23 protein-coding genes are annotated in these 24525 nt (G+C 66.1%); 8 read left to right on the top strand and 15 right to left on the bottom strand.

Going from position 1 to position 24525, the window contains the following annotated elements; all coding sequences use genetic code 11:
- Position 1: 1 nt before the first annotated feature.
- A complete protein-coding gene (locus NTD88_RS03640; RefSeq protein WP_262153668.1) occupies positions 2–1729 on the bottom strand; it encodes a sensor histidine kinase in 1728 nt (575 codons plus the stop codon).
- A gap of 251 nt (positions 1730–1980) precedes the next feature.
- Between NTD88_RS03640 and NTD88_RS03635 the strand changes: the two genes are divergently transcribed.
- A complete protein-coding gene (locus tag NTD88_RS03635; RefSeq protein WP_262153667.1) occupies positions 1981–3564 on the top strand; it encodes an ABC transporter substrate-binding protein in 1584 nt (527 codons plus the stop codon).
- A 58-nt stretch (positions 3565–3622) separates the two neighbouring features.
- Here NTD88_RS03635 and NTD88_RS03630 read toward each other — a convergent pair whose 3' ends face one another.
- Positions 3623–5866: a TonB-dependent receptor gene (locus NTD88_RS03630; RefSeq protein ID WP_262153666.1), complete on the bottom strand. Its 2244-nt coding sequence runs from the start codon at positions 5864–5866 to the stop codon at positions 3623–3625.
- Between the two features lie 253 nt (positions 5867–6119).
- Between NTD88_RS03630 and NTD88_RS03625 the strand changes: the two genes are divergently transcribed.
- The gene (locus NTD88_RS03625; RefSeq protein WP_262153665.1) at positions 6120–6785 is read left to right on the top strand and encodes a hypothetical protein; all 666 of its coding nucleotides are present in this window, start codon (positions 6120–6122) and stop codon (positions 6783–6785) included.
- Between the two features lie 42 nt (positions 6786–6827).
- Here the strand turns inward: NTD88_RS03625 and NTD88_RS03620 are convergent, their stop codons facing one another.
- The 10 genes from NTD88_RS03620 to NTD88_RS03575 all read right to left on the bottom strand — a co-directional run bounded on the left by NTD88_RS03620 (position 6828) and on the right by NTD88_RS03575 (position 16580).
- The gene (locus NTD88_RS03620) at positions 6828–7751 is read right to left on the bottom strand and encodes an alpha/beta hydrolase (protein ID WP_262153664.1); all 924 of its coding nucleotides are present in this window, start codon (positions 7749–7751) and stop codon (positions 6828–6830) included.
- Positions 7752–7865: 114 nt separating this feature from the next.
- Positions 7866–9146 (bottom strand): OprD family porin, encoded by a 1281-nt coding sequence (locus NTD88_RS03615; protein WP_262153663.1) that lies wholly within the window; start codon positions 9144–9146, stop codon positions 7866–7868.
- Between the two features lie 48 nt (positions 9147–9194).
- Positions 9195–10064 (bottom strand): aldose 1-epimerase, encoded by an 870-nt coding sequence (locus NTD88_RS03610; RefSeq protein WP_262153662.1) that lies wholly within the window; start codon positions 10062–10064, stop codon positions 9195–9197.
- 91 nt (positions 10065–10155) lie between these two features.
- Complete coding sequence (locus NTD88_RS03605; RefSeq protein ID WP_262153661.1) at positions 10156–11247, bottom strand: mandelate racemase/muconate lactonizing enzyme family protein; 1092 nt, start codon at positions 11245–11247, stop codon at positions 10156–10158.
- Positions 11244–12053, bottom strand: a complete 810-nt coding sequence (locus tag NTD88_RS03600) for an NAD-dependent epimerase/dehydratase family protein (protein WP_095155165.1) — start codon at positions 12051–12053, stop codon at positions 11244–11246. The genes NTD88_RS03605 and NTD88_RS03600 overlap by 4 nt, the downstream gene beginning before the upstream one ends.
- A 166-nt stretch (positions 12054–12219) precedes the next feature.
- On the bottom strand, positions 12220–13509 hold the full coding sequence (locus tag NTD88_RS03595) for an MFS transporter (RefSeq protein WP_262153660.1): 1290 nt from the start codon (positions 13507–13509) through the stop codon (positions 12220–12222).
- Between the two features lie 85 nt (positions 13510–13594).
- Positions 13595–13888, bottom strand: coding sequence for a Dabb family protein (locus NTD88_RS03590; RefSeq protein ID WP_262153659.1), 294 nt, complete (start codon positions 13886–13888; stop codon positions 13595–13597).
- 14 nt (positions 13889–13902) lie between these two features.
- The gene (locus NTD88_RS03585; protein ID WP_262153658.1) at positions 13903–15309 is read right to left on the bottom strand and encodes an aldehyde dehydrogenase (NADP(+)); all 1407 of its coding nucleotides are present in this window, start codon (positions 15307–15309) and stop codon (positions 13903–13905) included.
- Positions 15310–15320: 11 nt separating this feature from the next.
- The gene (locus NTD88_RS03580; RefSeq protein ID WP_262153657.1) at positions 15321–15767 is read right to left on the bottom strand and encodes a nuclear transport factor 2 family protein; all 447 of its coding nucleotides are present in this window, start codon (positions 15765–15767) and stop codon (positions 15321–15323) included.
- Between the two features lie 3 nt (positions 15768–15770).
- Complete coding sequence (locus tag NTD88_RS03575; RefSeq protein WP_095155170.1) at positions 15771–16580, bottom strand: ribonuclease activity regulator RraA; 810 nt, start codon at positions 16578–16580, stop codon at positions 15771–15773.
- A 176-nt stretch (positions 16581–16756) separates the two neighbouring features.
- Between NTD88_RS03575 and NTD88_RS03570 the strand changes: the two genes are divergently transcribed.
- The 3 genes from NTD88_RS03570 to NTD88_RS03560 all read left to right on the top strand — a co-directional run bounded on the left by NTD88_RS03570 (position 16757) and on the right by NTD88_RS03560 (position 19305).
- Positions 16757–18364 carry an IclR family transcriptional regulator C-terminal domain-containing protein gene (locus tag NTD88_RS03570; protein ID WP_262153656.1) on the top strand — a complete coding sequence of 536 codons (1608 nt, stop codon included), beginning with the start codon at positions 16757–16759 and terminating at the stop codon, positions 18362–18364.
- A gap of 130 nt (positions 18365–18494) precedes the next feature.
- Positions 18495–18659 carry a hypothetical protein gene (locus tag NTD88_RS03565; RefSeq protein ID WP_175650037.1) on the top strand — a complete coding sequence of 55 codons (165 nt, stop codon included), beginning with the start codon at positions 18495–18497 and terminating at the stop codon, positions 18657–18659.
- A 4-nt stretch (positions 18660–18663) separates the two neighbouring features.
- On the top strand, positions 18664–19305 hold the full coding sequence (locus NTD88_RS03560; RefSeq protein WP_095155172.1) for a helix-turn-helix domain-containing protein: 642 nt from the start codon (positions 18664–18666) through the stop codon (positions 19303–19305).
- A gap of 19 nt (positions 19306–19324) precedes the next feature.
- Here NTD88_RS03560 and NTD88_RS03555 read toward each other — a convergent pair whose 3' ends face one another.
- Positions 19325–19825 carry a hypothetical protein gene (locus NTD88_RS03555; RefSeq protein WP_262131156.1) on the bottom strand — a complete coding sequence of 167 codons (501 nt, stop codon included), beginning with the start codon at positions 19823–19825 and terminating at the stop codon, positions 19325–19327.
- On the opposite strand from NTD88_RS03555, the gene NTD88_RS03550 reads away from it, so the two are divergent.
- Positions 19710–20084: a hypothetical protein gene (locus NTD88_RS03550; RefSeq protein WP_262153682.1), complete on the top strand. Its 375-nt coding sequence runs from the start codon at positions 19710–19712 to the stop codon at positions 20082–20084. The genes NTD88_RS03555 and NTD88_RS03550 overlap by 116 nt on opposite strands.
- Before the next feature lie 85 nt (positions 20085–20169).
- Positions 20170–21012 carry an IclR family transcriptional regulator gene (locus tag NTD88_RS03545; RefSeq protein WP_262153655.1) on the top strand — a complete coding sequence of 281 codons (843 nt, stop codon included), beginning with the start codon at positions 20170–20172 and terminating at the stop codon, positions 21010–21012.
- Positions 21013–21146: 134 nt separating this feature from the next.
- Here the strand turns inward: NTD88_RS03545 and NTD88_RS03540 are convergent, their stop codons facing one another.
- Both NTD88_RS03540 and NTD88_RS03535 read right to left on the bottom strand, forming a co-directional pair.
- Positions 21147–22628: a class I adenylate-forming enzyme family protein gene (locus NTD88_RS03540; RefSeq protein ID WP_262153654.1), complete on the bottom strand. Its 1482-nt coding sequence runs from the start codon at positions 22626–22628 to the stop codon at positions 21147–21149.
- Between the two features lie 2 nt (positions 22629–22630).
- Entirely contained in the window at positions 22631–23653 is a 1023-nt protein-coding gene (locus NTD88_RS03535; RefSeq protein WP_262153653.1) for an alcohol dehydrogenase catalytic domain-containing protein, read from the bottom strand.
- Between the two features lie 148 nt (positions 23654–23801).
- On the opposite strand from NTD88_RS03535, the gene NTD88_RS03530 reads away from it, so the two are divergent.
- Positions 23802–24503: an enoyl-CoA hydratase/isomerase family protein gene (locus tag NTD88_RS03530; RefSeq protein ID WP_262153652.1), complete on the top strand. Its 702-nt coding sequence runs from the start codon at positions 23802–23804 to the stop codon at positions 24501–24503.
- The last annotated feature ends 22 nt before the right edge of the window (positions 24504–24525 follow it).

The raw sequence follows: 24525 nt of genomic DNA, 5'->3' as shown, positions 1-24525 counted from the left end.
CTCACTTCAGATAAGTCACTGCGGGCGTGGGGAAATCCAGGGTCACCACAGTGCCCTCGCCCGGGTTGCTCGCGAGCTCCATTCGCGATGCGTTGGCTTCCAGCAGTTGTTGGCAGATGCTCAGACCCAGCCCGGTGCCGCGGGCTTTCAGGGTGAAAAACGGTTGGCGCACCTGTTGCAGCGCGGCTTCGGGAATGCCGCAGCCTTGATCCACCACGGTCACGCAGACCCGCTCGCCCCAGGCCTGGCCGTCGATGGCCACGCCCTGCCCCGGCGCGCTGGCTTCCACGGCGTTGAGGCACAGATTGAGCAAAATCTGCTGGGCCTGGTCCGGATCGACCCACAGCCGCAGGCCGGTTTTGCAGGTGGCGGAAAAGGCGATGCCCTTGGTGTCGGCCGCGGGCGCGATCAACCGCGCCGTGCGCTCGAACAGCGCGGCCAGGTCCACCACCTGCGGGTTGGCCGGGTGTGGCCGGCCGTATTCGAGCAGGTCGCTGGTGACGTGGGACAGCCGATCGATTTCCTGACAGAGGTCGCTCAGCAACAGGCGCCGCTCGGGCTCCTGTTCGCGGCGCAGCAACGCCTGCACGGTGGTCTTCATGGTCGCCAGCGGGTTGCGCACCTCATGGGCGACGCCGGTGGCGAAGGTGCCGAGCACCGCGAGGTTTTCCGAACGCACGGTGCGCTCCATGACATCGGCCAGACGCCCGGCCATGACATTGAAGGCGCGGGTCACCCGGCCGATTTCGTCGTTGTGGGCCTGTTCAGGCAGGCGATAGCCGAGGTCCCCCGACGACAGTTGGTGCGCCCCGTCCACCAGCGTGCCGACCCGCGCGCGCAACTGCCGCGACAGGGTGAAGAACACGATCAGGATGAAACCGATAAAGCCGACCGCCGCCAGGTACAGCCACCAGCGGGCGTCGTCCAGCGGCTTGAGCACGGCGCCGGGCTGCACACTGAAAACCACCTGCCAGCCGGGCAGGATCACCGGGCCTTCGCGCCAGTCGGCGGGGGCCTCGACCTGACGCCCGGTGGCATCGATAAAGGCCCCGCCGGGCACCCGCAGCAGCGGCGTGACCACCCCGCCCAGGCCGGAACTGACCAACAGCTCGGTGACCGAGGCCAGGCGCAGGTGCAGGCCGATTCGCACGCGGTGATCGGTACGGCCATTGCGGATGGTCTTGCGGATCAGCAGCCAGCCCGAGCGCCCGGCCTGGGGCGTTACCGGACCGATCACCTCGATGTCGCCGACCATTTGCCGTGGCAGGCCGTCGAGCGACCAGCCCTCGCGGCCCCAGTACGGCGCGCCCGAGGCGGCCTGCCCGGGCATGACCTTGAGCAGGCGCTCGTTCTCGTCGAAAAACAGCACGCCGTAGAGAAACGGCAGCTCGCCCTCGAGCTTGAGCAAGGCATCGACATCGCCGGCCGGGTGCGCCTGGTCGGCGATGAAATCCGGCATGTTGGGGTGATTGGACAGGGCCGAGAGCTGGTAGAAACGGTCGTCGAGAAACGACGACAGCCGGTTCGCCGTGGACAGCGCCTGGGCATCGAGGCGTTCGCCGGTCAGGCGGTTGAGCAGGTCCTTGGCGAGTTGCTCATAGAGCACGGCCAGGGCGATCAGCGCGACGCTCATCACCACGATGGACAACAAGGTATAGCGCGCCACCAGGCTGCGCCGCGGGCGAGCAAGCCGTCGCCAAAAGGCGCTGGCGGGGAATTCGATATCCATGGGATTTGTAATTGTTTTTCATGTGATGGCGGGGAGGATAAGGAGCGCGGGTCGGGGTTGTCCATTGATTCAGAGACAAAGCGCCCACCCTGCTGAACTGTTGATGCGTTGCTCCAACAGCAACACCGCACTGCTTGCGTGGCAGCAATCGCCAACCGCCTCCGGCCTGAACACCGCGCCACGCCGGCCTTTGCGCCACATGGCGCGAAACCTGCTCTGACCCGTCGATTGGACAGTCAAAAGGCCCCCTCATGAGTTACGACAACGCCCCCTTCTCTCGCCGTCGGTTTATCGGCAACAGCCTCGCGCTCGGCGGCCTGGCCCTCGGTGGCAGCCTGCTCGCCGGTTGCGGCGACGACAGCCAGTCCGTCGCCGACGGCCTCAGCAGCAGCGGCCCGCGCCAGGGCGGCCGCCTGCGCCTGGGCATTCTCGACGGCAGCAAAAGCGGCAACCTCGACGCCCACAAGCCGACGGGCAGCGGCATCGTTCGCGGCTTCGCGCTGTACAGCAAACTCTGGGAATGGGACGAGAACATGCTGCCGCGCCTGGCCCTGGCCGAAGAAGCCGAGGTCAGCCCGGACGGCAAGGTCTGGACCCTGCGCCTGCACAAGGACCTGGAGTTCCACCACGGCAAAACCATCGATGCCGACGACCTGATCTTCTCGATCCGCCGCCTCACCGATCCGCAACTCGCCTCGCCCTACGCCGCGTTGCTGCACTGGATCGACCGCGACCACCTGGAGAAACTCGACAACCGCACGATCCGCGTGCGCTTCAAGGACGGCGCCGGCTTCGTGCCGCTGCCGGAAACCTGGGTCAACTTCGGCGGCATCGTGCCGGTGGATTACCACCCCATCAGCAACCCGGTCGGTGCCGGCCCGTACAAGCTGAAGAGCTTCAACCCCGGCCAGCGCTCGCTGTTCACCCGTTTCGAGAACTACTACAAGCCCGGCCGGCCGTATGCCGACGAGCTGGAAATCATCGAGTTCAAGGACCAGACCACACGCCTGGCGGCCTTGCAGGCCGGGCAGATCGACATGGCCAATGCCCTGGCCAACGAGCACCTGAAAGTGATCGAAAGCGACCCGCGTCTGCAGTTGATCAGTTCGGTCACCGGCAACTGGCTGAGCCTGGACATGAACACCCAGAAAGCCCCGTTCAACGACCCGCGAGTGCGCCAGGCCTTCCGCCTGCTGGCCGACCGCGACGAGTTGGTGAAGCGCGTGCTCAACGGCCAGGGCCGGGTGGCCAACGACCTTTACGCACCGAACGATCCGACTTTCGACCACAGCATCCCGCCGCGCAAACAGGACCTGGAACAGGCCCGGACCCTGCTGCGCGAAGCGGGTCAGGAACAGCTCAAACTGGAACTGGTGGCCGAGCAGAACAGCGTCGCCCTCGCCTCCGCGCTGGTCTACGCCGAGCAGGCGCGCCGCGCCGGGGTCGAGATCACCGTGCGCCAGGTCGATAGCGCCACATTCAACGGCCCGCAGCACACCGAGTGGACCTTCAGCACCGGCGGCAGCATCGGCGCGCCATTCCTGACCTGCGCCCTGCACGCGGATGCGCCGGTTTCGGTGGCGAACAAGACCCACTTCGACGACCCGCGCTTCTCCGAGCTGTTCCTCAAGGCGCTGGCCGAACCCGACCTGGAAAAACGCAAACCGCTGGTGCATGAAGCGCAGCGTATCCAGTACGACCATGGCGGCCTGCTGGTGTGGGGCTACGCCAACCTGCTGGATGGCTTCTCGCAACGCGTCGGTGGTGCGGCGGCGGAGAAGACACTGTTTCCGACGTGGCGGTTTGATCAGTTGTGGTTGAAAGGCGGGGTTTGAGTTTCAGGCACCATCGCTGGCAAGCCACGCGCCGCAAAGCGCGTGGCCCTTGCCCCAATCAGAAGTGCGTCGTCACCGACACCCCGTACGTGCGCCGATCACCCCGTGCATCCCAGGCGATATCGAACGGCAGCGGCACGCTGTCGGTCTTGTAGCGCTTGTCGGTGAGGTTGTTGACGTAGCCGCTGACGTCCAGGTCATTACGCCCGCCGAAGTGGTAGGTCAGGCTGGCGTTGCCGAGGGTGTAGCCGCCTTGCGAAACGCTGTGGTCTTCCTGCGCGGTCGGCAGGAAGAAGATCCGGCTCTGGTAGCGCCAGCTATTGTCGAGGGTCAGCGCATCACCGCCTGACAGCGGAATGCGGTAACTCGCCCCCACCGACAGCGTGCGCGACGGCGAACGGGCGATGCGGTTGCCGGAGTAATCCGGGCCGCCTTCGGAGGCGAAGTCCTTCAACTCGGTATGCAGCAGGCCGAGGGAGCCGCGCACTTGCAGGTTCTGGATCGGCAAGGCCTGCAACTCGAATTCGGCACCGCGAATCACCCCGCTGCCGCTGTTGGTCAGCAGCGACACCACTTCGCCGTTGCTCACCATGACATTGTTCACCTGGATATCGGCGTAGTCGTAGTAGAAGACGTTGGCGTTGGCGATCAGGCGTTCGTCGAACCACTCGCTCTTGATCCCCAGTTCGTAGGCATCGACGTTCTCCGGCGCCACCACCGAGGTTTCCGCCTGCACCGTCGCGCCGCCGTTGAAGCCACCGGAACGGAAGCCCTTGGCGTAGCGGAAGTAGACGCGGGCGTTGTCGTTCAACTGGTATTCGGGGGTGAAATCGTAGGTCAGCTTGCTCCAGGTGCGGTTCTCGTCCTGCACGGCCACGGTGGCCAGGTCGCCGGTGTAGTTCTTCCACCAGTGCTCGCTGCTGCCGAAAGCGACGACGTTGGCGCCCGGCGCGGCGACGCGGTGCAGGTCAATGTCCTTGGTTTCGCGGGTCCAGCGCAGGCCCAGGGTCAGGCTCAGGTCGTCAGTGGCCTGCCAGGTGCTGCTGCCGAACAGCGCGTAGCTGGTGGTGGTCTGGTCGAGGTCGGTACGGCCATAGCTGGCCACCCCGAACGGCGCGTTGTAGGCGGTCGGCAGGATGGCGCTGCTGCTGGCGCTGTCCAGGCTTTCGTGGAACAGGTGGGTGCCGACGATCCAGCTCACCGGCTGGTTCTTCGGCGAGGACAGGCGCAATTCCTGCGACACCTGACGCCAGTGGTCGTCGGCATAGGAGCGGCCGAATTCGTAGATGCCCATGTTCGGCCCCTGGGCCTTTTCGTGGACATCGTCCAGGGCGGTGATCGAGTCCAGCGTCAGCTCGCCCAGTTCCCATTGCAGGTTCAGTTGCACACCGTTGTGCTCGACGCGGTCCTCGGCCTTGCCGGTGTACGCCGCTTCATCGTCCTTCAGCGCCGGCGCCGGGCCGAACAACGTGGTGCCACCTGGGCCCGCGCCCCAGGCCCGGGTCGGAATGCCCTGGCCTTTGTAGTCGCGGGCGCGTATTTGCAGAGTGGCCTGCAAGGTGTCGCTCAGGCGGGCGAGGATTTGCGCGCGCACCGCCTGGTCGTGAACGTCGCCGTAGGTGTGGTCGTCCACCAGGTTCTTCAGTTGGCCGTCCTTGCTCTGATCGACGAAGGCCACCCGCGCCGCCAGCCGGTCTTCCACCAGCGTCCCGCCATAGGCGCCCTCGTAGAGCCGCGAATCGTAGTTGCCGGCGTCCACCTTGAAGTAGCCATTGCCCTCTTCGAAGGCCGGCTTGCGCGAAACGAAGTTGATCGCCCCGCCGGTGGTGTTCTTGCCCCACAGCGTGCCTTGCGGACCGCGCAGAATCTCCACCCGCTCCAGGTCATAGAGCGGACCGCCGGTGGCGATATGCGGGCTGATGTAGGTGTCATCGACATAGATCCCCACCGGGTAGACCGTGGTCGACGCCATGTCGCCCGAGCCCATGCCGCGGATATACCAGCGCGGCCGCTGGTTGCCGGCGAACTCCGGGGCGATGGCGTTGGGCACATCCTGCAGCGCCTTGCCAGCGGTGAAACCGCCACCGGTATTGCGGATGCTGTCGCCGGACACCGCGGACACGGCGGCGGCCACATCCTGCAGCGACTCCTCGCGCTTCTGCGCGGTCACCGTGACCGTGGGCAGCGCATCCTGATTCTTCGCCGGAGCGTCTTCGTTTTCAGCGGCCAGCAAACCCTGGACAGGCAACACCGCGGCAGCGATCAACAACGCCAGGCTTTGGCGACGGAACGGAACATTCATGTGGGCAGATCTCTTTTTTCAAGTTGCTGCCCGTATGGCAAGCCCCGTGCCAAACGCTGCGCGCCAGGCGGGCCGGGGGTTTCGGCCTGGGTGGTGAAGTTGACTGCTGCGTCAGAGGCAGTGTGCCAGCAGGGTTGTGTTGCCTGGGATGCAAGTTGCCATCATCCTCTTGAGTCCACGCACGGCACGCCGTTAATCTGCGTGCTGGGCTTCACTGCGATAAAGTCCCCCTCCACTCAGCAAGGACGTTCAAATGGGTCAGCTTAATGAAGTACTTCGCGCGTTTAACGGCGATGCGTTTGCAGAGGCACGGGAGCAGGCGGCCACACTGTTTGAGCTAGGCGCGACGCGTGCCGCGCTGATGGAACTTGAACTGAACCAACACCTGAACGCCCTGCTGGCGGGCGGCGACGACAAGCAGACCATTCCCGTGTCGAACATCCTCGACGCGCACTCGGAAGTTCACGCACTGACCGCCTACACCGACCCTGGCCATATCATCGACACGTTCAAAAACGCCCTGGCCAATTTCGTGCCGGGTGGGCGGGCCGCGGTCATCGATAGCATCAGCATCCTGCTTTCCGGGGTTCTGAAGGCGTCCCTGCAGGATCCCAACACACACACCGAGGGCAAAGCGCTTTACGTGGTGCTGGCGGATGGGCCGTCGCTGGTGAGGCTGGACATCAAGATGTGGTACAGCGATGTGTCGTCGCGCGCGCTGCACAGGGCCGCGGAGAAAATCGTGGTCGTCTCCGCGGTCAAATCGACGATCGACGTTACCCGGTTGGCGCTGAACACGTTCCTCAGCGTCTATCAGCGCCAGTTGATGAGCAGCTCGGGAAGCAGGGTTGAACTCACCAGAGAAATCGAAGACATCGCCGCCTTGTTCAGGGCCTTGAAGCGGGCCCACGAAGCGTAGTGGGTGATGCTCGCGATACAGTTATCGCGAGCAAGCTCGCTCCTACGGGAGGAGACGTGCGTGCAGCCAATCGGCAATCTCGTCCCAAAGCTGCTCCACCCGCGCCACGCCGAACGCCCGCAACCCGGAGTGCACCAACCCTTCCACCACGCGCACTTCGGCCTGCCCGCCCGCCTCCCGCAACGCTTCGCCATAGGCGACCCCGTGATCCCGTAGCGGATCGATGCCGGCCACGCCGATGAAGGCCGGGGCCAGTCCGCTGAAGTCGCTGGCTTCCAGCGGCATGGCGCAAGGATCGAGGCGCTGGTGGGCATGCGGCAGGTAGCCCGCCAGCGACTGGTTCAGGCCCGCGACGTTGAGCATCGGCGCCCGGGCGTGTTGGTGCATCGACGGCAGGTGGTCCCGCGCTGTCAGCACCGGGTAGGCCAGCAATTGACCCAGCGGCTGGGGCTGGGCATCGCGACGCAGCGCCAGGCACAGCCCCGCCGCGAGGCTGCCGCCCGCGCTGTCGCCACTGACGATCAGGCGTTCACGACTCAGTTCGGCATCGATCATTCCGCGACGCAGCCCGAGCCACGCCGCCAGGCAATCGTCCAGTGGCGCCGGGTAGCAGTGCTCCGGCGCCAGTCGGTAATCCACGGCGACGATGGCGATCTTCACTCGCGTTGCCAGGGCGTAGGCGAACCAGTCGTGGCTGTCGAGACTGCCCAGGTCCCAGCCGCCGCCATGCAGGTACAGCAGCGTCGGCCAGCCGCCTTCGGGCACCGCGCCCTCCGGTTTGTAGACCCGCAGGCGCAGGCCATCGAGCGAGTGATCGGCCACCCGCAACCCCGCCGGTTTTTCCGGCGTGCAGGCCCGGCAGGCGCGCAGGAAGGCTGCGCGGCGGGCGTCGATGTCGTCGCTGACCGGAGCGAAGCGCTGCGCGGCTTCGACGTAGGCGCGGATATCAGGATCAAGCGTGGTCATGGGTTACTCCGGGAAAGCAGTTGCACGCCGCAAGCGCCAGGCCGCCAGTAAAAGCAGCCCGTGTCGCCGCCGCTGTTTGCTTGCAACTTGCCGCTTGCAACGTAGAGCTTGCCGCTAGAACAGCGGCAAGGTGTAGGCCAGGATCACCCGGTTTTCATCGCGCCGGCCGGTGGCGTCGCCTTGCAACTGGACGTTGCGCCAGCGCAGGGCGAGGTTTTTCAGCGGGCCGTTCTGCACCACGTAGGTGATGTCGATGTTGCGCTCCCACTCGCTGCCGTCCTCGCCGGCGACCTTGAAGTTGTCGCCCTTGACGTAGCGGGCGAAGGCGCTCAGGCCGGGCACGCCGAGGGGCGCGAAGTCGAGGTCGTAGCGGGCCTGCCAGGAACGTTCCTGGGCGCGGTCGAAGCGCAGCACCTGGACGGCGTTGGCCACGGCCGGCAGGTCGGTGTCGTGAATGAAAGGCAAGGCGCTGTCGCCGGCGTTGTACTGGTAGCCAAGGCGGAAGGTCTGCGGGCCGAGGTTGGCGCTGAGCATGCCCGAGGTCATGCGGCTGTCCAGCTTGCCGGCCTTTTCCGCGCCGGACTCGCCGGTGTCGAGGTAGTTGAGGGTGCCGCCGAGGGTCCAGTCACCGAGCTTGCGGCTGTGGGTGACGGTGGCCAGGTTCTGCTGGTAGACGTCTTCCAGGCGCCCGCCCCACAGGCCCGCCGACCACTGCGGGGTGATGCGCCAGGTGCCGCCGAGGTAGTCGAAGCGGTCGCTGAACACGCTGTAGTAGTTGCCGACCTGGATGTCCCGGGCACCGGCGAACTCCCGCTGGTTGACCTGGCGCATCTGCCCGGCGCTGAGGTCGAGGTTATCGATCTCGCGAACATCGAGCATGGCGCCTTCGAAGAACTGCGGCAGCAGCCGCGCGTCGCCAGAGCTGACCAGCGGGATTTTCGGGAACAGGCCGCCCACTTTCAGTTCGCTCTTCGAGTACTTGAACTTGATGGCGGCGGTGGCTTCGGAAAACTGATCCACCGAGCGCGGATCGGCATTGCGCGGGCCACCGGCGCGGTCATAGGCGCCGGGCAGCAGCGCGGAACCGCTGCGCGATGGCGAAGAATCCAGCTTCAGGCCCAGGCCGGCGTAGACGTCAACACCGACGCCAATGGTGCCTTCGGTGTAGCCCGACTCGCCCTTTAGGATAAAGCCCTGCGCCCATTCTTCAATCTTGGACTGGGCCGGCGCGGTGGAGTCGCGCAGGTCGTGGTTGTAGTAGAAGTTGCGCAAGGTCAGGTTGGCCTTGGCGTCGTCGAAGAATGCCGCGTGGGCGCCCAGTGGCGCGAGACCGAGCAGCAGGCTCAGGGGTTTTGCAGTGCGAGCGAAGCCCGCCCCTTTCGAGGTGTCTTTCATTATTTTTGTTCTCGGTTGTGGTGTTGAATCAGGGTTGCGCGGCAGGTCTCAATGGCCTTGCCAGGTAAATGTCAGGGTCGCTTGCAGCGACGCGCCGGGTGCCAGTTCGCGGGTGCCGGTTTCAGCCCAGGTGTCTCGCGGCTGGTTGAAGGCATCCGCCAGGTGCGACACCGGTTCCAGGCACAGGTACGCGGCACCGGCCGGGGCGAAGGCGACGAAGTGACTGAGTTCAGGCGAGGCCTGGATGCTCAGCCGCCCTTGCGGGTAGTTCAGGTCAAGCTGGCCGTCCCAGCGCGACTGGTAATGAGCCCGTGCGTCGCGGTCGGCGGCGGCGATGGTCCAGGTTTTCAGGGCGTCTTCGAACGCGCCGGTCGCCAGGTATTCATCGTCGATCCGCCATTCGCGGCCCGTCCGCCAGACGGCGCGCATGCCCGCATGGCGCTGGAAGTACGGGTGCAGGCCAAGCCCGGCGGGCATCGGCGTATCACCGGCGTTGCTCAGGCGCAGCGTGACGGTCAGGCGGTTGCCGTCCAGGGTGAACGCCTGCTCGGCACGAAACGCCCAGGGCCAGTGCTCGCCCTGGTAGTCGCAGCGCATCAGCGCCTGTCCGCCCTCGGCGCTCAACACTTGCCACGCTTGCGTGTGGCTCACGCCATGCAGGGTGTGCGGCCGCGCCGCCGGGTGCGCCGGCAGCCCGTGCTCGGCACCGTTGAACGCCAGCCGTGCATTGCGCAGGCGGTTGGAATACGGCATCAGCGGATAGGCGCCAGCCCGTGGCCAGTCCAGCGGATCGAAGGCGTCGCTGGCGATCGGCAGCAACAGCTCCAGCCCCTCGGCACTCAGCCCGGCGATGCGCCCGCCCCAGGCGGGCAGCAGGCGCAGGTTCCAGATCGAATTGCTCAGTACAACGGCTTGCATGGGACCTCCATTGCCCAAAATCGGGCATGACAAACCCCTGCCGCCACTGGAAGCCAGTAGCGGAGGTTGACGATGGAATGAAGCGCCGCGATCAGGTGCGGCGGAAGCGCTCGATCACTTGCAGGTCGATCTCCACGCCCAGGCCGGGGCCCTGCGGGATCTGCAACTGGTGGCCGCTGCGCAGCGCCTCGACCGGGTACAGCCAGTCCGCCGGCTCGACGAACAGGTACTCGATCTGCGGCACCCACGGTTGCACTGCCGCCAGGTGCAGGGTGGCGATCAGGCCGGGGCCGAAATACGGACAGTGCGGCAGCACCACGGCGTCATGCTGGCGGGCCAGTTCACCGATGCGCAGCGCTTCGGAAATCCCGCCGACCTTGGTCACGCTAGGCTGCACCGAGTCCACCGCGCCGCTGACGATGGCCTGCTCGAACTGCACCGCGGTGCACCAGTTCTCCCCCGCCGACAGCGGCACGCCCTGCCCGCGCAGGCTGGCCAGTGTGGCGAAGTCTTCGGGCGGGAAGATCGGCTCTTCCAGCCAGGCCAGTTTCATCTCGCGCAACGCCGGCAGCCACTCGCGGGTGTCGCTGACGCTCCAGCCGCAGTTGACATCGGTGGCCATCGGCACCGCGTCGCCGATGGCGCGGCGGCAGGCGGCGATCTCGTCGAGGGTGACCTCGTGCAACTTGATCTCGCGAAAGCCCATGTCCAGGGCTTTCTCGCAAATGGCCGGGGCCACCTCGTTGTCGGCGTAGCGCACCAGGCTGGCGTAGGCCGGCACTTGCTCGCGGATCGACTCGCCCAGCAGGCGATGCAGCGGCACGCCCTGGCGGCGGGCGCTGAGGTCCCACAAGGCGATGTCGACGCCGGAAATGGCGAACATCGTCACGCCGTAGCGCCCGAACAGGTGCAGGCGCAGTTGCAGCTCGCGGTTGAACGCCGGGATGTCGGTAATCTCGCGGTTCAGCAGCAGCGGCGCGATCAGGCGGTCGATCAGCGCCTTGGTGGCGTCGGCGACGAAGTAGCCGAACGCCTCGCCCCAACCGACATTGCCGTGTTCGTCTTCAAGGCGGATCAGCACGTTTTCCAGGCTGTGCCAGGTGGTCGGGGTGATGCCCAGGCCCTTGCCGCCATCGTGGAAGGGAATCTCGACCACGTGGGTGTCGATGCGGACGATCTTCATACGCGCTCCAGCACACTGGTCAGGGCGGCGCCGGCGTAGGCTCCGCCAACATGGTCACGGCCCGCGCCCGCTGGGGCCATGGCGTCGTAAGGCTGGTAGTCGTCGGCCAGGTGCTCGCCGGCGTTGTCCTGCGGCGCATAACCCAGTTCGCGGGCGCGGCGGTTGTGGAACAGCGGGCTGGGGCTTTCCGAGACGCCGTAGACGATCTCGTTGCGCACCTCGGGATGTTCCAGGCCGATCAGCAGCAACTGCGCCAGGTCGCGGGCGCTGGTCCACATGCGCAGGCGGCGGGCGTCGGAGACCTTGGCGTCGGCATTGCCGATGCGCACGATGAAGGTCGCCAGGTCGCCGCGCAGGGAGAACGTGGCGCAGGCCGCCTCGCCGAACACCTTGCTCAGGGCGTAGTAGCTGTCCGGGGCGACCGGCATGTCATCGAAATACTCCGCCTGGTCGCCGCGGTACTGGCCGAGCACATGGTGGCTGCTGGCGAAGACGAAGCGCTTCACCGCAAAGCGCTGCGCGGCTTCGAGCAGGTAGAGGGTGGCGTGGTAATTGGGCTCGACGGTGCTCTGGAACGCGATGTCGGTGCCATGGGCGCAGGCCAGGTGGACGATGCCATCGACGCCCTCGACCGCCTGCTGCACGAAAGCCGGGTCGGTCAGGTCGCCGACCAGCGCGCTTTCGCCGCTGACCAGCCCTTCGACGGGCTTGCGGTCCAGCAGGCGCAGGGTGTAGCGCTGGCGCAGGAAGGGCCGCAGCGCGGTCCCGACGATACCGGCGGCGCCGGTGACAAGAAGCGTAGGCATGACAAATTCCTGAAGATCATTTCTGCCGCCGGCTCGCAAGCCGGCCATTTACAGGGTCTGGCGGTGATCCACCGCCGTCCCTGTCACCTTGGCCGGCCCGGGTTGGGGTCGGCCTTGCGCGGCGCACCGCGCTACGGGTTCCGGCCCGAGGGCCGGTGGTCAAGTATCAGGCCGCGGCGATAACCGCGCCCTGCTTCGCCGGTTTCTGGCCGACAAAGAACGCCACGATCAACGCACCGAGAATGCCCAGCCCGCCGGCCAGGACAAAGCCGCTGCCGTAGGTGCCGGTGGCCTGGATGATGAAACCGGTGACGGTCGGCGCAACGATACCGGAGAGGTTGGCCAGGCCGTGCATGAAGCCGCCGGCGGTGCCCACCTGGTGATCGGGCACGGCGTCCTGGATCAGCGACCAGTAGGCCGGCGCGGTGAGCATCAGGAAGCCGATGGCGACGGTCATCACCGCCACGGTGGCGGTCACGCTCTGCACCTGGCCGGTGAGGCCGATGCACACCGCAGCGATCAGCAGGCAGGTGACCAGCACCACCTTGCGCGAGAACAGTTGCTTGCCGGTGCGCTTGAACACCCAGTCGATCAGCAGGCCGCCGCAGATGAAACCGACGGTGCCCACCAGCCACGGCAGCGCGGTGACGATGCTCATGGCTTTCAGGTCGATGCCCTTGGCGTCGATCAGGTAGCTGGGGAACCAGGTCATGAAGAAATACAGGATGTAGTTGTAGCAGAACAGCGAAATACCCGTGACCAGCACCGAACGCTGCAGGATGATCTGCAACACCGGGGTGCGCGGCGCCTGCTCGGCGGTCATCACCGGCGCTTCGCGGCCTTCGTTGATCTCGGCCAGTTCTTGCGGCGATACCTGCGGGTGCTCTTGCGGGGTCGAGGTTGCCAGGCGGTACCAGGCAATCGCCCAGAGCACGCCGATCACCGCGATCACCACAAAGGCCACGCGCCAGCCCAGCCACAGCGCGAGGAAGCCGACGATCGGCCCGGCCAGGGCGCCGCCCAGCGGGCCGCCCGCCTGGTTGATGCCGATGGCGCGGGCGCGTTCCTTGATCGGGAACCAACTGTTGACAGTCTTGTTGGCGGTGGTGGACACCGGGCCTTCACCGATCCCGAACAGCGCCCGGACGATCAGCAGCGACCAGAAGTTGAACGCCAGCGCGGTGGAGCCGCACAGCACCGACCAGAAACTCATCGACCAGGTCAGTACGCGCTTGGGCCCGAAGCGGTCGGCCAGGTAGCCGCCGACGAAGCAGAACAGCGCATAGCCGAAGAAGAAGCTGCTGAAGATCATGCCTTTCTCGGAAGGCGTGAGGTGGTATTCCTGGGTAATGAACGGCATGGCGATGGACAGCGCGGCCCGGTCGACATAGTTGATGATCATGGCGATGAACAGCATCGTCAGGATCGTCCAGCGGTAGTTCTTTTTCTTGTTCATGTACGTCTCCGTCCGGCGCCAGTGGCCACCGGATCTTGTTGTTATAGCGCCTGCCCCGAGGCAGCGGAACAGGCGCCTCTGAGGTCTAGACGCTGTAATCCACCGCCACCCACTCGAAGTACTGCTTCAAGTCCGCCACCAGGGCCTGGTGCGCGGGATGTGGCAGGTAACGCTCCACCGCAGCCGCGTCGTCGAAGCCCGCGTCGAGGATGTAGTCCCAGCAGATCGGGCGCTCCAGCTCGTTGGCGGCGACTTTCCAGTCACGGATGAAATCGATCTCCCCTTCTAGCGTGCGCATGCGCTCGACCAGGCGGGTTTCCAGCTCCGGCTGCGGCTCAACGCCGGCCAGGCGGCGGAACAGCACGACATGTCGCATCATCGCCCTGCCCTCCGTCAGCCCAGCACCCAGGCCGGCGCATCCTGCAGCGCGACGGGGCGCAGGAAGCGCTCCAGCGCGGCATAGCCGACCGAGGTGGTGTGCGGGGTGGTCGACGATGGCCACGGACCGCCATGCTGTTGGGCATGGCACACCGCAACGCCGGTCGGCACACCGCCGAACAGTACGCGGCCGGAAATCGCTTCGGCGGCGCGCAGCAGTTGGCGGTTGTCCTCGCTCGGCGCCTCCGCGCCCCACAGGGTGGTGGTCAGGCTGCCGCCCACCGCCTGCAACACTTCGATGACCTGCGCGGGCGACCGGGCACTGACCACCAGCGCGGCCGGGCCGAACATCTCTTCATGCAGGTGCGGGTTGGCGATGAACGCGGCAGCCTCGGTGGCGAACAAGCGTGGCGCCGGACCGGCCCCGTCGGCCGCCGGCTCGAACACCGCGCGGGCATGGCTGGCGACCGTGGCCGCGGCGGCTTCGAAGCCCTGTTGCATGCCCGGCGTGAGCATACGGTGCGTGGCAATCGGCGCAATGGCTGTCGCCAGTTGGGCGACGAAGCGCTCGCTGAGGTCCGAGGCCAGCAGCACGATCAGGCCCGGACTGGTGCAGAACTGACCGCAGCCGAGGGTGATGGACGCGGCGAGGGTCTTCGCCAGGCCTTCGCTGTCTTTTTCCAGGGCGGCGGGCAACGCCACCAGCGGGTTGATCGAGCCCAGCTCACCGTAGAACGGCACCGGGCGCGGGCGGTCATTGGCCGCCTGCCACAGGGCCTTGCCGCCCTGGTACGAGCCGGTGAACGCCACCGCGGCGATCCCTGGATGCTGGACCAGATAGGTGCCGCCAGCGCGAGAGGTGTTGTCGATCAGGGTCAGCACGCCTTCCGGCAGGCCCTGTTGGCGCACCACGGCGGCGGCCAGTTCGAACACCGCGCGGGACAGGTCCGGGTGACCGGAATGAGCCTTGACCACCACCGGGCAACCGGCGGCCAGCGCCGAGGCGGTATCGCCGCCGAGCACCGAGAAAGCGAACGGGAAGTTGCTCGCCGAGAACATGGCGACCGGGCCGAGGGCCCGTTGCACCCGCACCAGCGCCGGACGCCCGGCCGGCGGCGCGCCGGCAACCGCGTCGCTGACCACATGGCGGTACGGCACGCCAGCCTCTACTTCGCTGGCGAAACCGCGCAACTGGAACGCCGTGCGCGCCACTTCGCCATTCAGGCGCGCTTCGCCCAGGCCGCTTTCGCGGTCGGCGATGGCCACCAGTTCAGCCTGTTGGCGTTCCAGGGCTTCGGCCAGCCCGCGCAGCAGGCTGGCGCGCACAGCGACAGTGGATTCGGCCCAGAAACCGGCGGCGGCAACCGCCTTGGCGACGGTCTGGTCGATGATCGCCAGGGACGGGTCTTGATGATCGGTCATGGCAGGCTCCTTCAGCGTGCGTTCGGTTCGAGGTGATAGCCGCGGCCGGTGTAGTCGAAGGCCACCAGCTCGTTGATCGCCACGTCCTTGTCCGCCGGCGAGGCGTAGTAGGCGCGGATTTCCTTGATCAGGCCGGTGGCTTGGTCGAACACGTACCACTCGTCACCGCGCAGCGCTGTGCCTTGTTTGCTTTTCCAGTGGGTCCACTCGATCACCGCTTCAAAGCTGTCGTGGCTGACCAGGATATTCTCGATGGTCCACTGCGAACCGAGGTTCTCCACGCACCAGACCCATTTGCGGGCGATGGTGTCGGCGCCGCGCCACGGCACTTCCGGAAGGCCGGCGGGGAAGTAATGCACGGCGTCGGGGGTGAAGCAGGACACCAGCTTGTCGTAGTCGGCCTCGTTGCAGGCATCGAAGTAGCGACGGATCAGTTGCGCGTGTTGGTGCTCGGCCACGGCTCAGCCCTCTTTCTTGTCGATGATCGACGGGATCGCCGGGCGACCGCTGGCCACCCAGGCGTGGTAGTCCGACACCGACGTCGGGCTCGGCGGGTACACGCCCCACAGCGGTTCGCCGGAGGCGATGCGCATCGCCAGGTAGTGCTCGATGTCGTCCTGCACGGTGCAGACCTCGGCCAGTTCCTCGGCCAGGTGCGCCGGGACCACGGTCAGGCCGTCGGCGTCGCCGACGATGATGTCGCCGGGGTACACGGCAACACCGGCGCAGCCGATCGGCACTTGCAGGTCGGCAACGTGGTGGTAGGAGATGCGGGTGGTGGCGGTGATCTCGCGGGCATAGGCCGGCAGGTTCATCGCGGCGATCTCGCTGCCGTCGCGCAATGCGCCGTCGGTGACGATGGCCTTGGCGCCACGGGCCAGCAGGCGGGTCACCAGGATATTGCCGGCGGAGGCCGCGGCGGGGTCGTTGCGGCTGTCGATCACCAGCACGTCGCCTGCTTGCACCTGCTCGACGCCCACCCATTGCAGGTTGTCGTCGTTGGGCTTGGTGGTCATGGTCTGGTAGGTGTCGATGTCTTCGCGGGCCGGAATGAAGCGCATGGTGAAGGCACGGCCGGCGAACGGCTTGGTATCGCGGCTCATGGCGCGCAGGCCGACCAGCGCCGGCTGGCGGAAGCCGCGCTTGAACAATTGAGTGGTCAGCGAACCGCTGCTGCAAGCGGCCAGTTTCGCCAGCGTCGCATCGCTGACCTCGACCTTCTTGCCCGAGGCGCTTTCGTGGGCGTCGGAATAGGTGTGGATGACGGACATTCTTATAGGTTCTCCAGGCAGGATTTCATCCGATGGGCGGCCGGCAGAAAATCCCACGATGTGGAACAAAGGCCGGCTTCAAGCCCCGCTGAGGTCGATTCTATGGGGGAAAAACTGCCCGGAAAGGGGCAGAATCGGCCCCATGACAGCCGCGTTCCAACTGGTGGGAATAACCGATGAAAACAGGTGAAGGCACCGCCGCCCTCGAAAAAGCCCTCGATGTACTCCAGGCCATTGGCGCCATGCCCTCGGGCATCACCCAGGCGCACCTGGCCGAGCAGGTGCACCTGCCGCGCACCACGCTGTACCGGATTCTCGCGACTCTGGTGGAGCGCGGCATGATCCGCCGCGACCCGACGCGCAAGGTCTACCGGCTCGGGTTCAACTACCTGGAGATGGTTCGCAACGCCTACCTGGAGCCGGACCTGGTGGCCGCCGCCAGCGCCGAGTTGCGGGCCTTGCGCGACCTCAGCGGCGAGACGTCCTACCTGGCGGTGCTGGACGGCAATCAGGTGTTGTCGCTGGAGCGCTGCGACGGCGCCCACACCTTGCGCTCGGCCGCCAGCCTCGGCCAGGGCAAGCCGGTGTATTGCACGGGGCAAGGCAAGGCGATCCTGTCCGCCCTCGCCCCGCTTGCCCGCGACGAAATTCTCAAGGGCCTGGTGCTGGAGCCGCTGACGCCGCTGACCATCACCGACCGCCGTCGCCTGCTGGCCGAATTGCAGATCACCCGCACCCGCGGCTACGCCCTCGACGACGAGGAAATCCGCCTCGGCGTGCGCTGCGTGGCGGCGCCGATCATTGACAAGCAAGGCGTGGTGCGCGGCGCCCTCAGCGTCGCCGGGCCGGCGTACCGCTTGACCCTCGAGCGCCTAACCCTGCTCGGCCCGGAACTGGCCGACGCGGCGCGGCGGGTAGGCGAGCAGTTGCGCCCGGAACCGGCCCAGCGCCCGTCCGGGGCGCTGGGCGTGGTGCCGGCGCCCTGGGCATTTCATGGTGCCTTTGCACGCTGGCATGCACCGAGCAAGACGCTGTATTGGGCCGACACCTTGGCCCCGGCGATCCATTGCTGGGATGGGCACAGCAGCCGGCTGCTGACCCGCCTCGACATGCCGGTGCGGGCGATGGAACTGCACCGCGACGGTTTGCTGGTGGCCCAGGCCGGTGGCTGGTCATTGATCGACTGGCAGGGTCAAGAGCACCCGATGCAGGACCTGCTCGGCAGCCGCCTGCTGGCGTTGGCCAGCCATCCCGGCGGCGGACTCTGGGCCTGCGCGCGGACGGCCGGCGGTTGTCAGATCGGCGAAATGAGCGCCGAAGGCGACCTGCGCCACGGCTGGAACCTGAGCGAGCAGATCAGCAGCTTCCGCTGGGACGCCAGTGGCAGCGCGGTCTTCGCCATCGCTCCCGAGACCGGCGACATCCTCCGCCTGCAACCGGGCAGCAACGCCGTGCGCCGCCTGGCCTCACTGCCCCGTGGCGGCGGCAGCCTCAGCGGCCTGGCGCTGGATGCGCAAGGCGGCGTCTGGACCACCCAACGCGACGGCTGGAGCCTGGCGCGCTTCGACGCCGAGGGCAATCTGGACCGCATGATCGGCCTGCCGGTGCCCTGCCCGACCGACCTGTGTTTTGGCGGCGAGGACCTGCGCACGTTGTTCATTACCAGCGCCCGGCAGGAGTTGAAGCTGGAGGCGCTGGGCAGTGCGCCGGATTCCGGGTGCGTGTTGCAGGTGCAGACCGAAGTGGGTGGGCAGCCGGGGGTGGCGGTCAGCGGGGTGTTTTAAACCGCAGCGATTAAGCGCTGAAGATCAATTCCATAAAGCTATTAATAAATACGAATTCATTATTTCTGGTTCTAACTGGAAATCCGTAGTCTCCGCTCATGGCCCCACGCTTCAGACCAAGGAATTCTTCATGAGCCACGCCGCCAACATCGTCGACTTCACCCTCTACCGCAAACGCAAGCACGCGCAACAAACCGGTCGTCTGCTGTGGGCGATGTACGCGCAACAGGCCGGCTTCGCCGCGCAACCAGGGAGCGTCGCGGTATCCGCCTCGAAAGCCCCGCGCCAGGCGTGAGGCGATGAATACCCCAAACCGTTTTCTGGTGACCTCGGACGAGCCACCCCTGACCCTGCCGGAAGTTCCCGGCCAGGATGACGACGGCGTCGGTTTGCGTGTCGCGCGCAACCTGCAACGGCTGCGCAGCAAGCGCCAGTTGTCGCTGGATGCGCTGGCCAGGGCCAGCGGCGTGAGCCGGGCGATGCTGGCGCAGATCGAATCCGGGCGCAGCGTGCCGTCCATCCGTGTCCTGTGCAAGATCGCCCACGGGCTGAAAGTCTCGGTCGCAGCGTTTCTCGAACAGCGGGAATGCGAAGGCGTGACACTGTTGCCGGCACGCGACAGCAAACGCCTGGTCAGCGCCAGCGGTGCGTTCGTCAGCCGCGCGCTGTTTCCCTACGATGCCGCGCACCAAACCGAATTCTACGAGTTGCGGATCAGTCCGCTGGGAGAAGAGCACTCCGACGGGCATGGACCCGGGGTGCGAGAGAACCTGGTGGTGGCCCAGGGCGCGCTGGAGATCAGCGTCAACGAAGAGCGCTTTCTGCTCTCCACGGGGGATTCGATCGTCTTCTACGCCGACCAGCCCCACCGCTACCGCAATCCGGTAGACAGTGAGGCCGTGGCTTACCTGGTGGTGACCCACCCCGAACGCCGCGACTGAACAGCGCGGCGCTGCTGCATCAGCAGGTGCAGCACATCATCGGCATGCCGTTGCAGCTCATCATCATCGGCATGCTGCAGTCGTTCATCATCTTCATCATCAGCATGCAGCAGTTGTTCATCATTTCCATGCTCATGCCAGCCATCGGCATCATCTTGCAGGTCATGCAGTCGGCCATCAGGGTGCATTCCATCATGCACTTCATCATCGGCATGCCGTTCATTGGCATCATGCCCATCATCGGCATCATCATGCCCATCGCGGCCTGAGACATCCCCATCATCGACAGGTTGCCGCACTGCATCATCATCGGCATGCCGCAGTTCATCATCATCTGCATCATTTCCGCGCTGTTGCGGAACATCGCCATGTCCATGCCGGCAGCAGGCTTCATGGTGCACATCATGCCGTCGTCGACCATCTTGCAGGTCATGGTCGCCATCATCATCGGCATGCCCATCATTGGCATCATCGGCATGTTGGCGCTCATCGGCATCTGCATCTGCATTGCGTTCATCATGGTGAAATCCTCTTCAAATTCGACGATAGGGTGTGGAGTTGATGGCGCCGATTCTAAGCCGGCCCGGCGGCGCGACAAGATGACAGCCCAGCAGCGCCGAGCGCTGCCGGAGCGGCCTGAAAACCGGCAATCACATCGCCCGAAGAAGCCATCGCGTCGCTATCGAAGCAATGACAGAGAAAGGCTCCCGTTTCATGACGAAAGCGACGTGATGGATATCGCCAACACTTCCATGCTCATAACCCAGATGCATATTTGATCTAAGCCTCTGCAAAAAAATCTCCGATCGCGGCGCAGCTCCCGTACTACGCGCCTCTTCACCCCGCCACGGATCACGGCTAACCTTGGCGACCGGCCAGGACGGCATGTCGCGCCGACCGTTCACCCAGCTTTCGGAAACCACTGTCACGATGGAAATTTCTTCGACTCAACCCGCGCACAGCAGCAAGGACAGCGGCGGGCGCGTTCAGGTCATCGACCGCTCGATCGTGCTGCTACGCACCCTCGCCGGCCTCAAGCACGGCGCCAGCGCGCTGGACCTGGCGCGGCTGACCGGCATCGAGCGCTCCACCATCCATCGTCTGCTCAAGACCCTGACCTACTGGAGCCTGATCGAGTCCCGCGGCGCCACCTACCATATTGGCCCGGAAAGCCTGATCTACTCGGCCGCCTACCTGAACCGGCTGAACCTGCGCCGGCTCGCCCTGCCCTACGCCATCGAACTGCAACGGGTGATCGGCGAAAGCCCGGCGATCGTCTCGCTGTCGGTGCCGGTGGGCGACCAGGTGGTGCTGATCGAACGGATGTGGACGCCGACCACGCCGCTGAACGTGATCGTCGATCTGGCCGATCAATTCCCCATCGAGGGCAGCCCCAGTGGCCGCGCGGTGCTGGCCACCTACAGCGAGGCGACCGCGCTGGGCGTGCTCGGTGAAGAACGCTATGCCAGGGCACTGCCGGCGCTGGAACTGATCCGCAGCCAGCAGGATTTCGCCTTTGGTCATGGTGAGTTCAAGCCGGGGTTGTCGTCGGTGGCGTTTCCGATCCGCGTCGAAACCGGCCAGGCGCTGGGTGCCGTGGTGGTGGCGGGCCTGGGCATGGAAGAAGAAACCCACCCGGCTTCGCCGCTGGCCGCCCATGTGCGGCGGGCGTGCGAGGGGATTGCGGCGCAGTTGGGGAATTTGTGATTCGACGGCGCCTGGGTTGAGGTTTGCGGCGTTCTCGAGATCGAGCGCCGCCTGCGCGGCGCTCGATCTTGAAAGCGCTACAGTTTCCCCGCCAAGCGCTTGAACAAATCCGAATCTCTAGACCCTGTACGGATTCAAACCCCCAACACCTCCAACAACCGCTTCTTCTGCACCTTCCCATAATGCGAACGCGGCAGTTCTTCGATGAACCACAGCCGCCGCGGGACCTTGTAGCGGGACAACAGTCCGCGACAATGCTCGACCAACAATTCCACCGACACCGACGCCCCGCCCTCCAGCACCACCGCCGCGCACACTTGCTCGCCCCACTCCAGATCCGCCAGGCCGAACACATGGGCCTCGCGCACGGCGGCGTGGCTGAGCAGGGCCTGTTCGACTTCGCCGGGCTGCACTGATTTGCCGCCGCTGCGGATGATGTCCTTGCAGCGGCCGAGGACTTCGAGCTGGCCGTCAGCGCGCAGGCGGCCCAAGTCGCCGCTGCGCAGCCAGCCGTCCACCAGCACGTCGCCGGTGAGGCCGGGCTGTTGCCAATAGCCCGCCATCAGTTGCGGGCCCGCCAGGAGGATTTCGCCAATGCCGTTGGCATCGGCGCGGTCGATGCGCACGGCGGCGGCGAACAATGAGCGCCCCACCACGCCCTCGGCGCTCTCGCCGGCCTGACGCAAGGCCTTCATCTGCGCGGCGGCCAGGTAGCAACTCCACGGCGCCTCGGTCATGCCATAGAGCACGGCGATGCGCCCGTCGAACAGGCTGAAGGCGCCCTCCAGTACTTCGCCGGTCAGCGCCGCCGCGCCGATGTCCAGGCTCTTGAACGACGGCAGGTCCGCCGGCGCGCTGCCCGTCTCGCGCAGCAGGCGCAGCAATTGGGTCGGCACCAGCGAGCTGAAGGCCACGCGCTGCTGCGCCAGTTGAGCGAGGAAGGTCTTGCTGTCGAAGCGCCCGCCCAGCACCACCTGCCCACCGCTGAGCAGATGGGCGAGCACCGCCACCGCGGCGATCGGCCAGAGCGGGCGGACATTGAGCAGCACGTCCCCCAACACCGCGCCGCGGGCCATGACGATGTTCTGCAGCACGGCGCACAGGCTGGCATGCCGGTGCATCACCGCCTTGGGCACGCCAGTGGTGCCGCCGGTGTAGTTCAGCGAAGCCAGCGACTGCGGCGGCCGGGCCGGGCGGTCGGGCAACGCCACGTCCGCAGCCACGGTCAGCTCTTCCAGCGCACGGCAGCGAATACCTTCGCCGCGCAGACCCTCGGCGACATCGGCGTACTGCGGCGAGAACAACAACAGCGCCGCGCCGGCATCACGCAACTGGGCCAGCAGTTCGACCGGGGACAAGGTCGGGTCCAGCGGCACCCGCACCCGGCCGCTGGCCATGCAGCCATAGTCGGCGATCAGGTAGTCGATGCCGGCATCGGCCAGCAGCGCGACCCGCTCGCCCTCGCCCACATCGAGCCGCTCCAGCGCCTGGCCGAAAGCGGTCAGCGCCTGGTCCAGTTGCCGGAACGTCAGGTGGCGATCCCGCGCGGGCTCGCTGAGGGCCGGGGCCTCCGGCCATTTGCTGGCGGCCTGGCCCAGCAGGGTACTGATATCCATGCTTACCACCCGCTCAGGACGATACGTCCGCTGACCTGCCGCGATTCCAGCAGCGCATGGGCCTCGGCCACTTGAGGGAACGGCAGCACGCGGTCGATCAATGGCCGCACCTGCCCGCCATGGATCAGCGCCAGCGCGGTGCGCAGTTGCTCAAGCGTGGCACTGCCCGAGCCCTGGACCTTGAGCCGGCGACCGATCAGCAAGCCCGGATTCACCGCCACAGCGCCCGGCTGCACATTGCCCAGCACCACCACGCGACCGCCGAGGGTCATGCTGCGCAAGGTGTCTTCGAGGGTGTGGCCGAGGTTTTCCATGGCCACGTCGACGCCGCGCTTGCCGGTGAGTTTCCACACCTCGGCGCTGTAGCCTTCGCTGGTCACCACCACGTCATGGGCACCGAGTTGCTGGAGGAACTCGCGCTTGTCGGCGCTGCCGGTGACCGCGATCACCCGCGCGCCCAGCGCCCGGGCCAACTGGATCTGGTGCGCGCCGAGGCCGCCACTGGCGCCGTTGATCAAGACCGTCTCGCCGGGTTGCAACCCGGCCTCGCCGTACAGCGCACGTACGCTGGTGGCTATCGGGCAGGACGCCAGCGCCGCCAGGGTGTAGTCCAGGCCGTCGGGCAGTTCCACCGCCGAGATCGCCGGGATTCGCAGGTATTCGGCGTAGGCGCCTTCGGTGTCCACCGACGGCAGGCCCAGCGCCCGGCACAGGTCCTGGCGACCGCGCAGGCAGTCGCGGCACTGCCCGCAGAAGCGTCGCTGATACACCACCACCCGCGCGCCGACCTTCAGTTGCAACACGCCGGCCCCCACCTCGACCACTTCGCCGGCCACTTCATGACCGAGCACGACCCCGGTATGCGCGCCCGGCAAATGGCCGGCGCGGTGCAGCAGGTCGTGGTGGCAAACGCCTGCGGCGTGCACGCGAACCAGTACTTCACCCGGACCGGCCGTCGGCGTGGGGACGTCTTCCACCTGCAATTGCTCCGGCCCGCCGAAGGCTTTTAGTACTATCGCTTTCATTTTTTATAACCATTTTCTAATTGCTAAGAAGATGTTCATATAACAAACATGTTGTTTGCATTGTGAACATCAATTAAGTTTTCCCCACTTTGACGCCGACCTGCAAGAGGCAAAGCGTCTTTCTTTCACTCTTAGCGAAAACGAAGTCATGACAGTCGAGTATCAACACCTGGGTGACGGGGTTCTGCAGGTCACGCTGAACCGCCCCGAGCGCTTGAATGCGCTGGATGGCCAGGCCAAGCGCGAGCTGGCCGAGGCCTGGGCCCGTGCCGCGGACGATGACGCCGTGCGCGCCATCGTCCTGCGCGGTGCAGGCGAACGCGCCTTCTGCGCCGGTTCCGACCTCAAGGAAATCGAAGCCACTGGCGAAGCCGTCGCCAGCGACCTGCTGGCCCGCGCCCTGCCCGGCGTCGGCCTGGAACTGCACAAGCCGGTGGTCGCCGCCTTGCACGGCCACACCCTTGGACTGGGCATCAGCCTGGCGATCCACTGCGATTTCCGCATCGCCCGTCCCGACACCCGCTTCAGCTTCCCGGAAGTGCGTCACGGCATGCTCTCCGGTTTCAGCGCGATCACCCTGCCGACGCTGATTGGCGAGGCAGCCGCACTGGACATCATGCTCAGCGCCCGCAGCTTCGACGCCGAAGAAGCGCTGCGCCTCGGGCTGATCAACCGCATCGCTGAAGACCCGCACACCGCAGCGCTAGAGCTGGCGGCGCAACTGGCCGGACATTCGGCCAAGGCCATGGAATGGACCAAGGCCCTGCTCCTGGCGCAACGCAAGCGCCATTTGACACACCACATGGCCCTGGTCGACCAGGCCCGCCAGGACGTCATGCGTTACCGATAACCAGAAACTGCCAACACAACAT

The organism is Pseudomonas sp. 20P_3.2_Bac5, assembly GCF_025466035.1.
Lineage (GTDB): Bacteria > Pseudomonadota > Gammaproteobacteria > Pseudomonadales > Pseudomonadaceae > Aquipseudomonas.
Note: the sequence above shows the minus strand (reverse complement) of the source record. Positions and strands in the feature narration are given on the sequence as shown.

Coding starts and splice junctions, on each gene's coding strand:
- NTD88_RS03590 (WP_262153659.1), bottom strand. CDS start 13,888: ATGATGCGACATGTCGTGCTGTTCCGCCGCCTGGCCGGCGTTGAGCCG.
- NTD88_RS03630 (WP_262153666.1), bottom strand. CDS start 5,866: ATGAATGTTCCGTTCCGTCGCCAAAGCCTGGCGTTGTTGATCGCTGCC.
- NTD88_RS03570 (WP_262153656.1), top strand. CDS start 16,757: ATGAAAACAGGTGAAGGCACCGCCGCCCTCGAAAAAGCCCTCGATGTA.
- NTD88_RS03615 (WP_262153663.1), bottom strand. CDS start 9,146: ATGAAAGACACCTCGAAAGGGGCGGGCTTCGCTCGCACTGCAAAACCC.
- NTD88_RS03640 (WP_262153668.1), bottom strand. CDS start 1,729: ATGGATATCGAATTCCCCGCCAGCGCCTTTTGGCGACGGCTTGCTCGC.
- NTD88_RS03540 (WP_262153654.1), bottom strand. CDS start 22,628: ATGGATATCAGTACCCTGCTGGGCCAGGCCGCCAGCAAATGGCCGGAG.
- NTD88_RS03550 (WP_262153682.1), top strand. CDS start 19,710: ATGCCGTCGTCGACCATCTTGCAGGTCATGGTCGCCATCATCATCGGC.
- NTD88_RS03635 (WP_262153667.1), top strand. CDS start 1,981: ATGAGTTACGACAACGCCCCCTTCTCTCGCCGTCGGTTTATCGGCAAC.
- NTD88_RS03535 (WP_262153653.1), bottom strand. CDS start 23,653: ATGAAAGCGATAGTACTAAAAGCCTTCGGCGGGCCGGAGCAATTGCAG.
- NTD88_RS03555 (WP_262131156.1), bottom strand. CDS start 19,825: ATGATGAACGCAATGCAGATGCAGATGCCGATGAGCGCCAACATGCCG.
- NTD88_RS03530 (WP_262153652.1), top strand. CDS start 23,802: ATGACAGTCGAGTATCAACACCTGGGTGACGGGGTTCTGCAGGTCACG.
- NTD88_RS03605 (WP_262153661.1), bottom strand. CDS start 11,247: ATGAAGATCGTCCGCATCGACACCCACGTGGTCGAGATTCCCTTCCAC.
- NTD88_RS03625 (WP_262153665.1), top strand. CDS start 6,120: ATGGGTCAGCTTAATGAAGTACTTCGCGCGTTTAACGGCGATGCGTTT.
- NTD88_RS03565 (WP_175650037.1), top strand. CDS start 18,495: ATGAGCCACGCCGCCAACATCGTCGACTTCACCCTCTACCGCAAACGC.
- NTD88_RS03610 (WP_262153662.1), bottom strand. CDS start 10,064: ATGCAAGCCGTTGTACTGAGCAATTCGATCTGGAACCTGCGCCTGCTG.
- NTD88_RS03595 (WP_262153660.1), bottom strand. CDS start 13,509: ATGAACAAGAAAAAGAACTACCGCTGGACGATCCTGACGATGCTGTTC.
- NTD88_RS03585 (WP_262153658.1), bottom strand. CDS start 15,309: ATGACCGATCATCAAGACCCGTCCCTGGCGATCATCGACCAGACCGTC.
- NTD88_RS03600 (WP_095155165.1), bottom strand. CDS start 12,053: ATGCCTACGCTTCTTGTCACCGGCGCCGCCGGTATCGTCGGGACCGCG.
- NTD88_RS03620 (WP_262153664.1), bottom strand. CDS start 7,751: ATGACCACGCTTGATCCTGATATCCGCGCCTACGTCGAAGCCGCGCAG.
- NTD88_RS03575 (WP_095155170.1), bottom strand. CDS start 16,580: ATGTCCGTCATCCACACCTATTCCGACGCCCACGAAAGCGCCTCGGGC.
- NTD88_RS03560 (WP_095155172.1), top strand. CDS start 18,664: ATGAATACCCCAAACCGTTTTCTGGTGACCTCGGACGAGCCACCCCTG.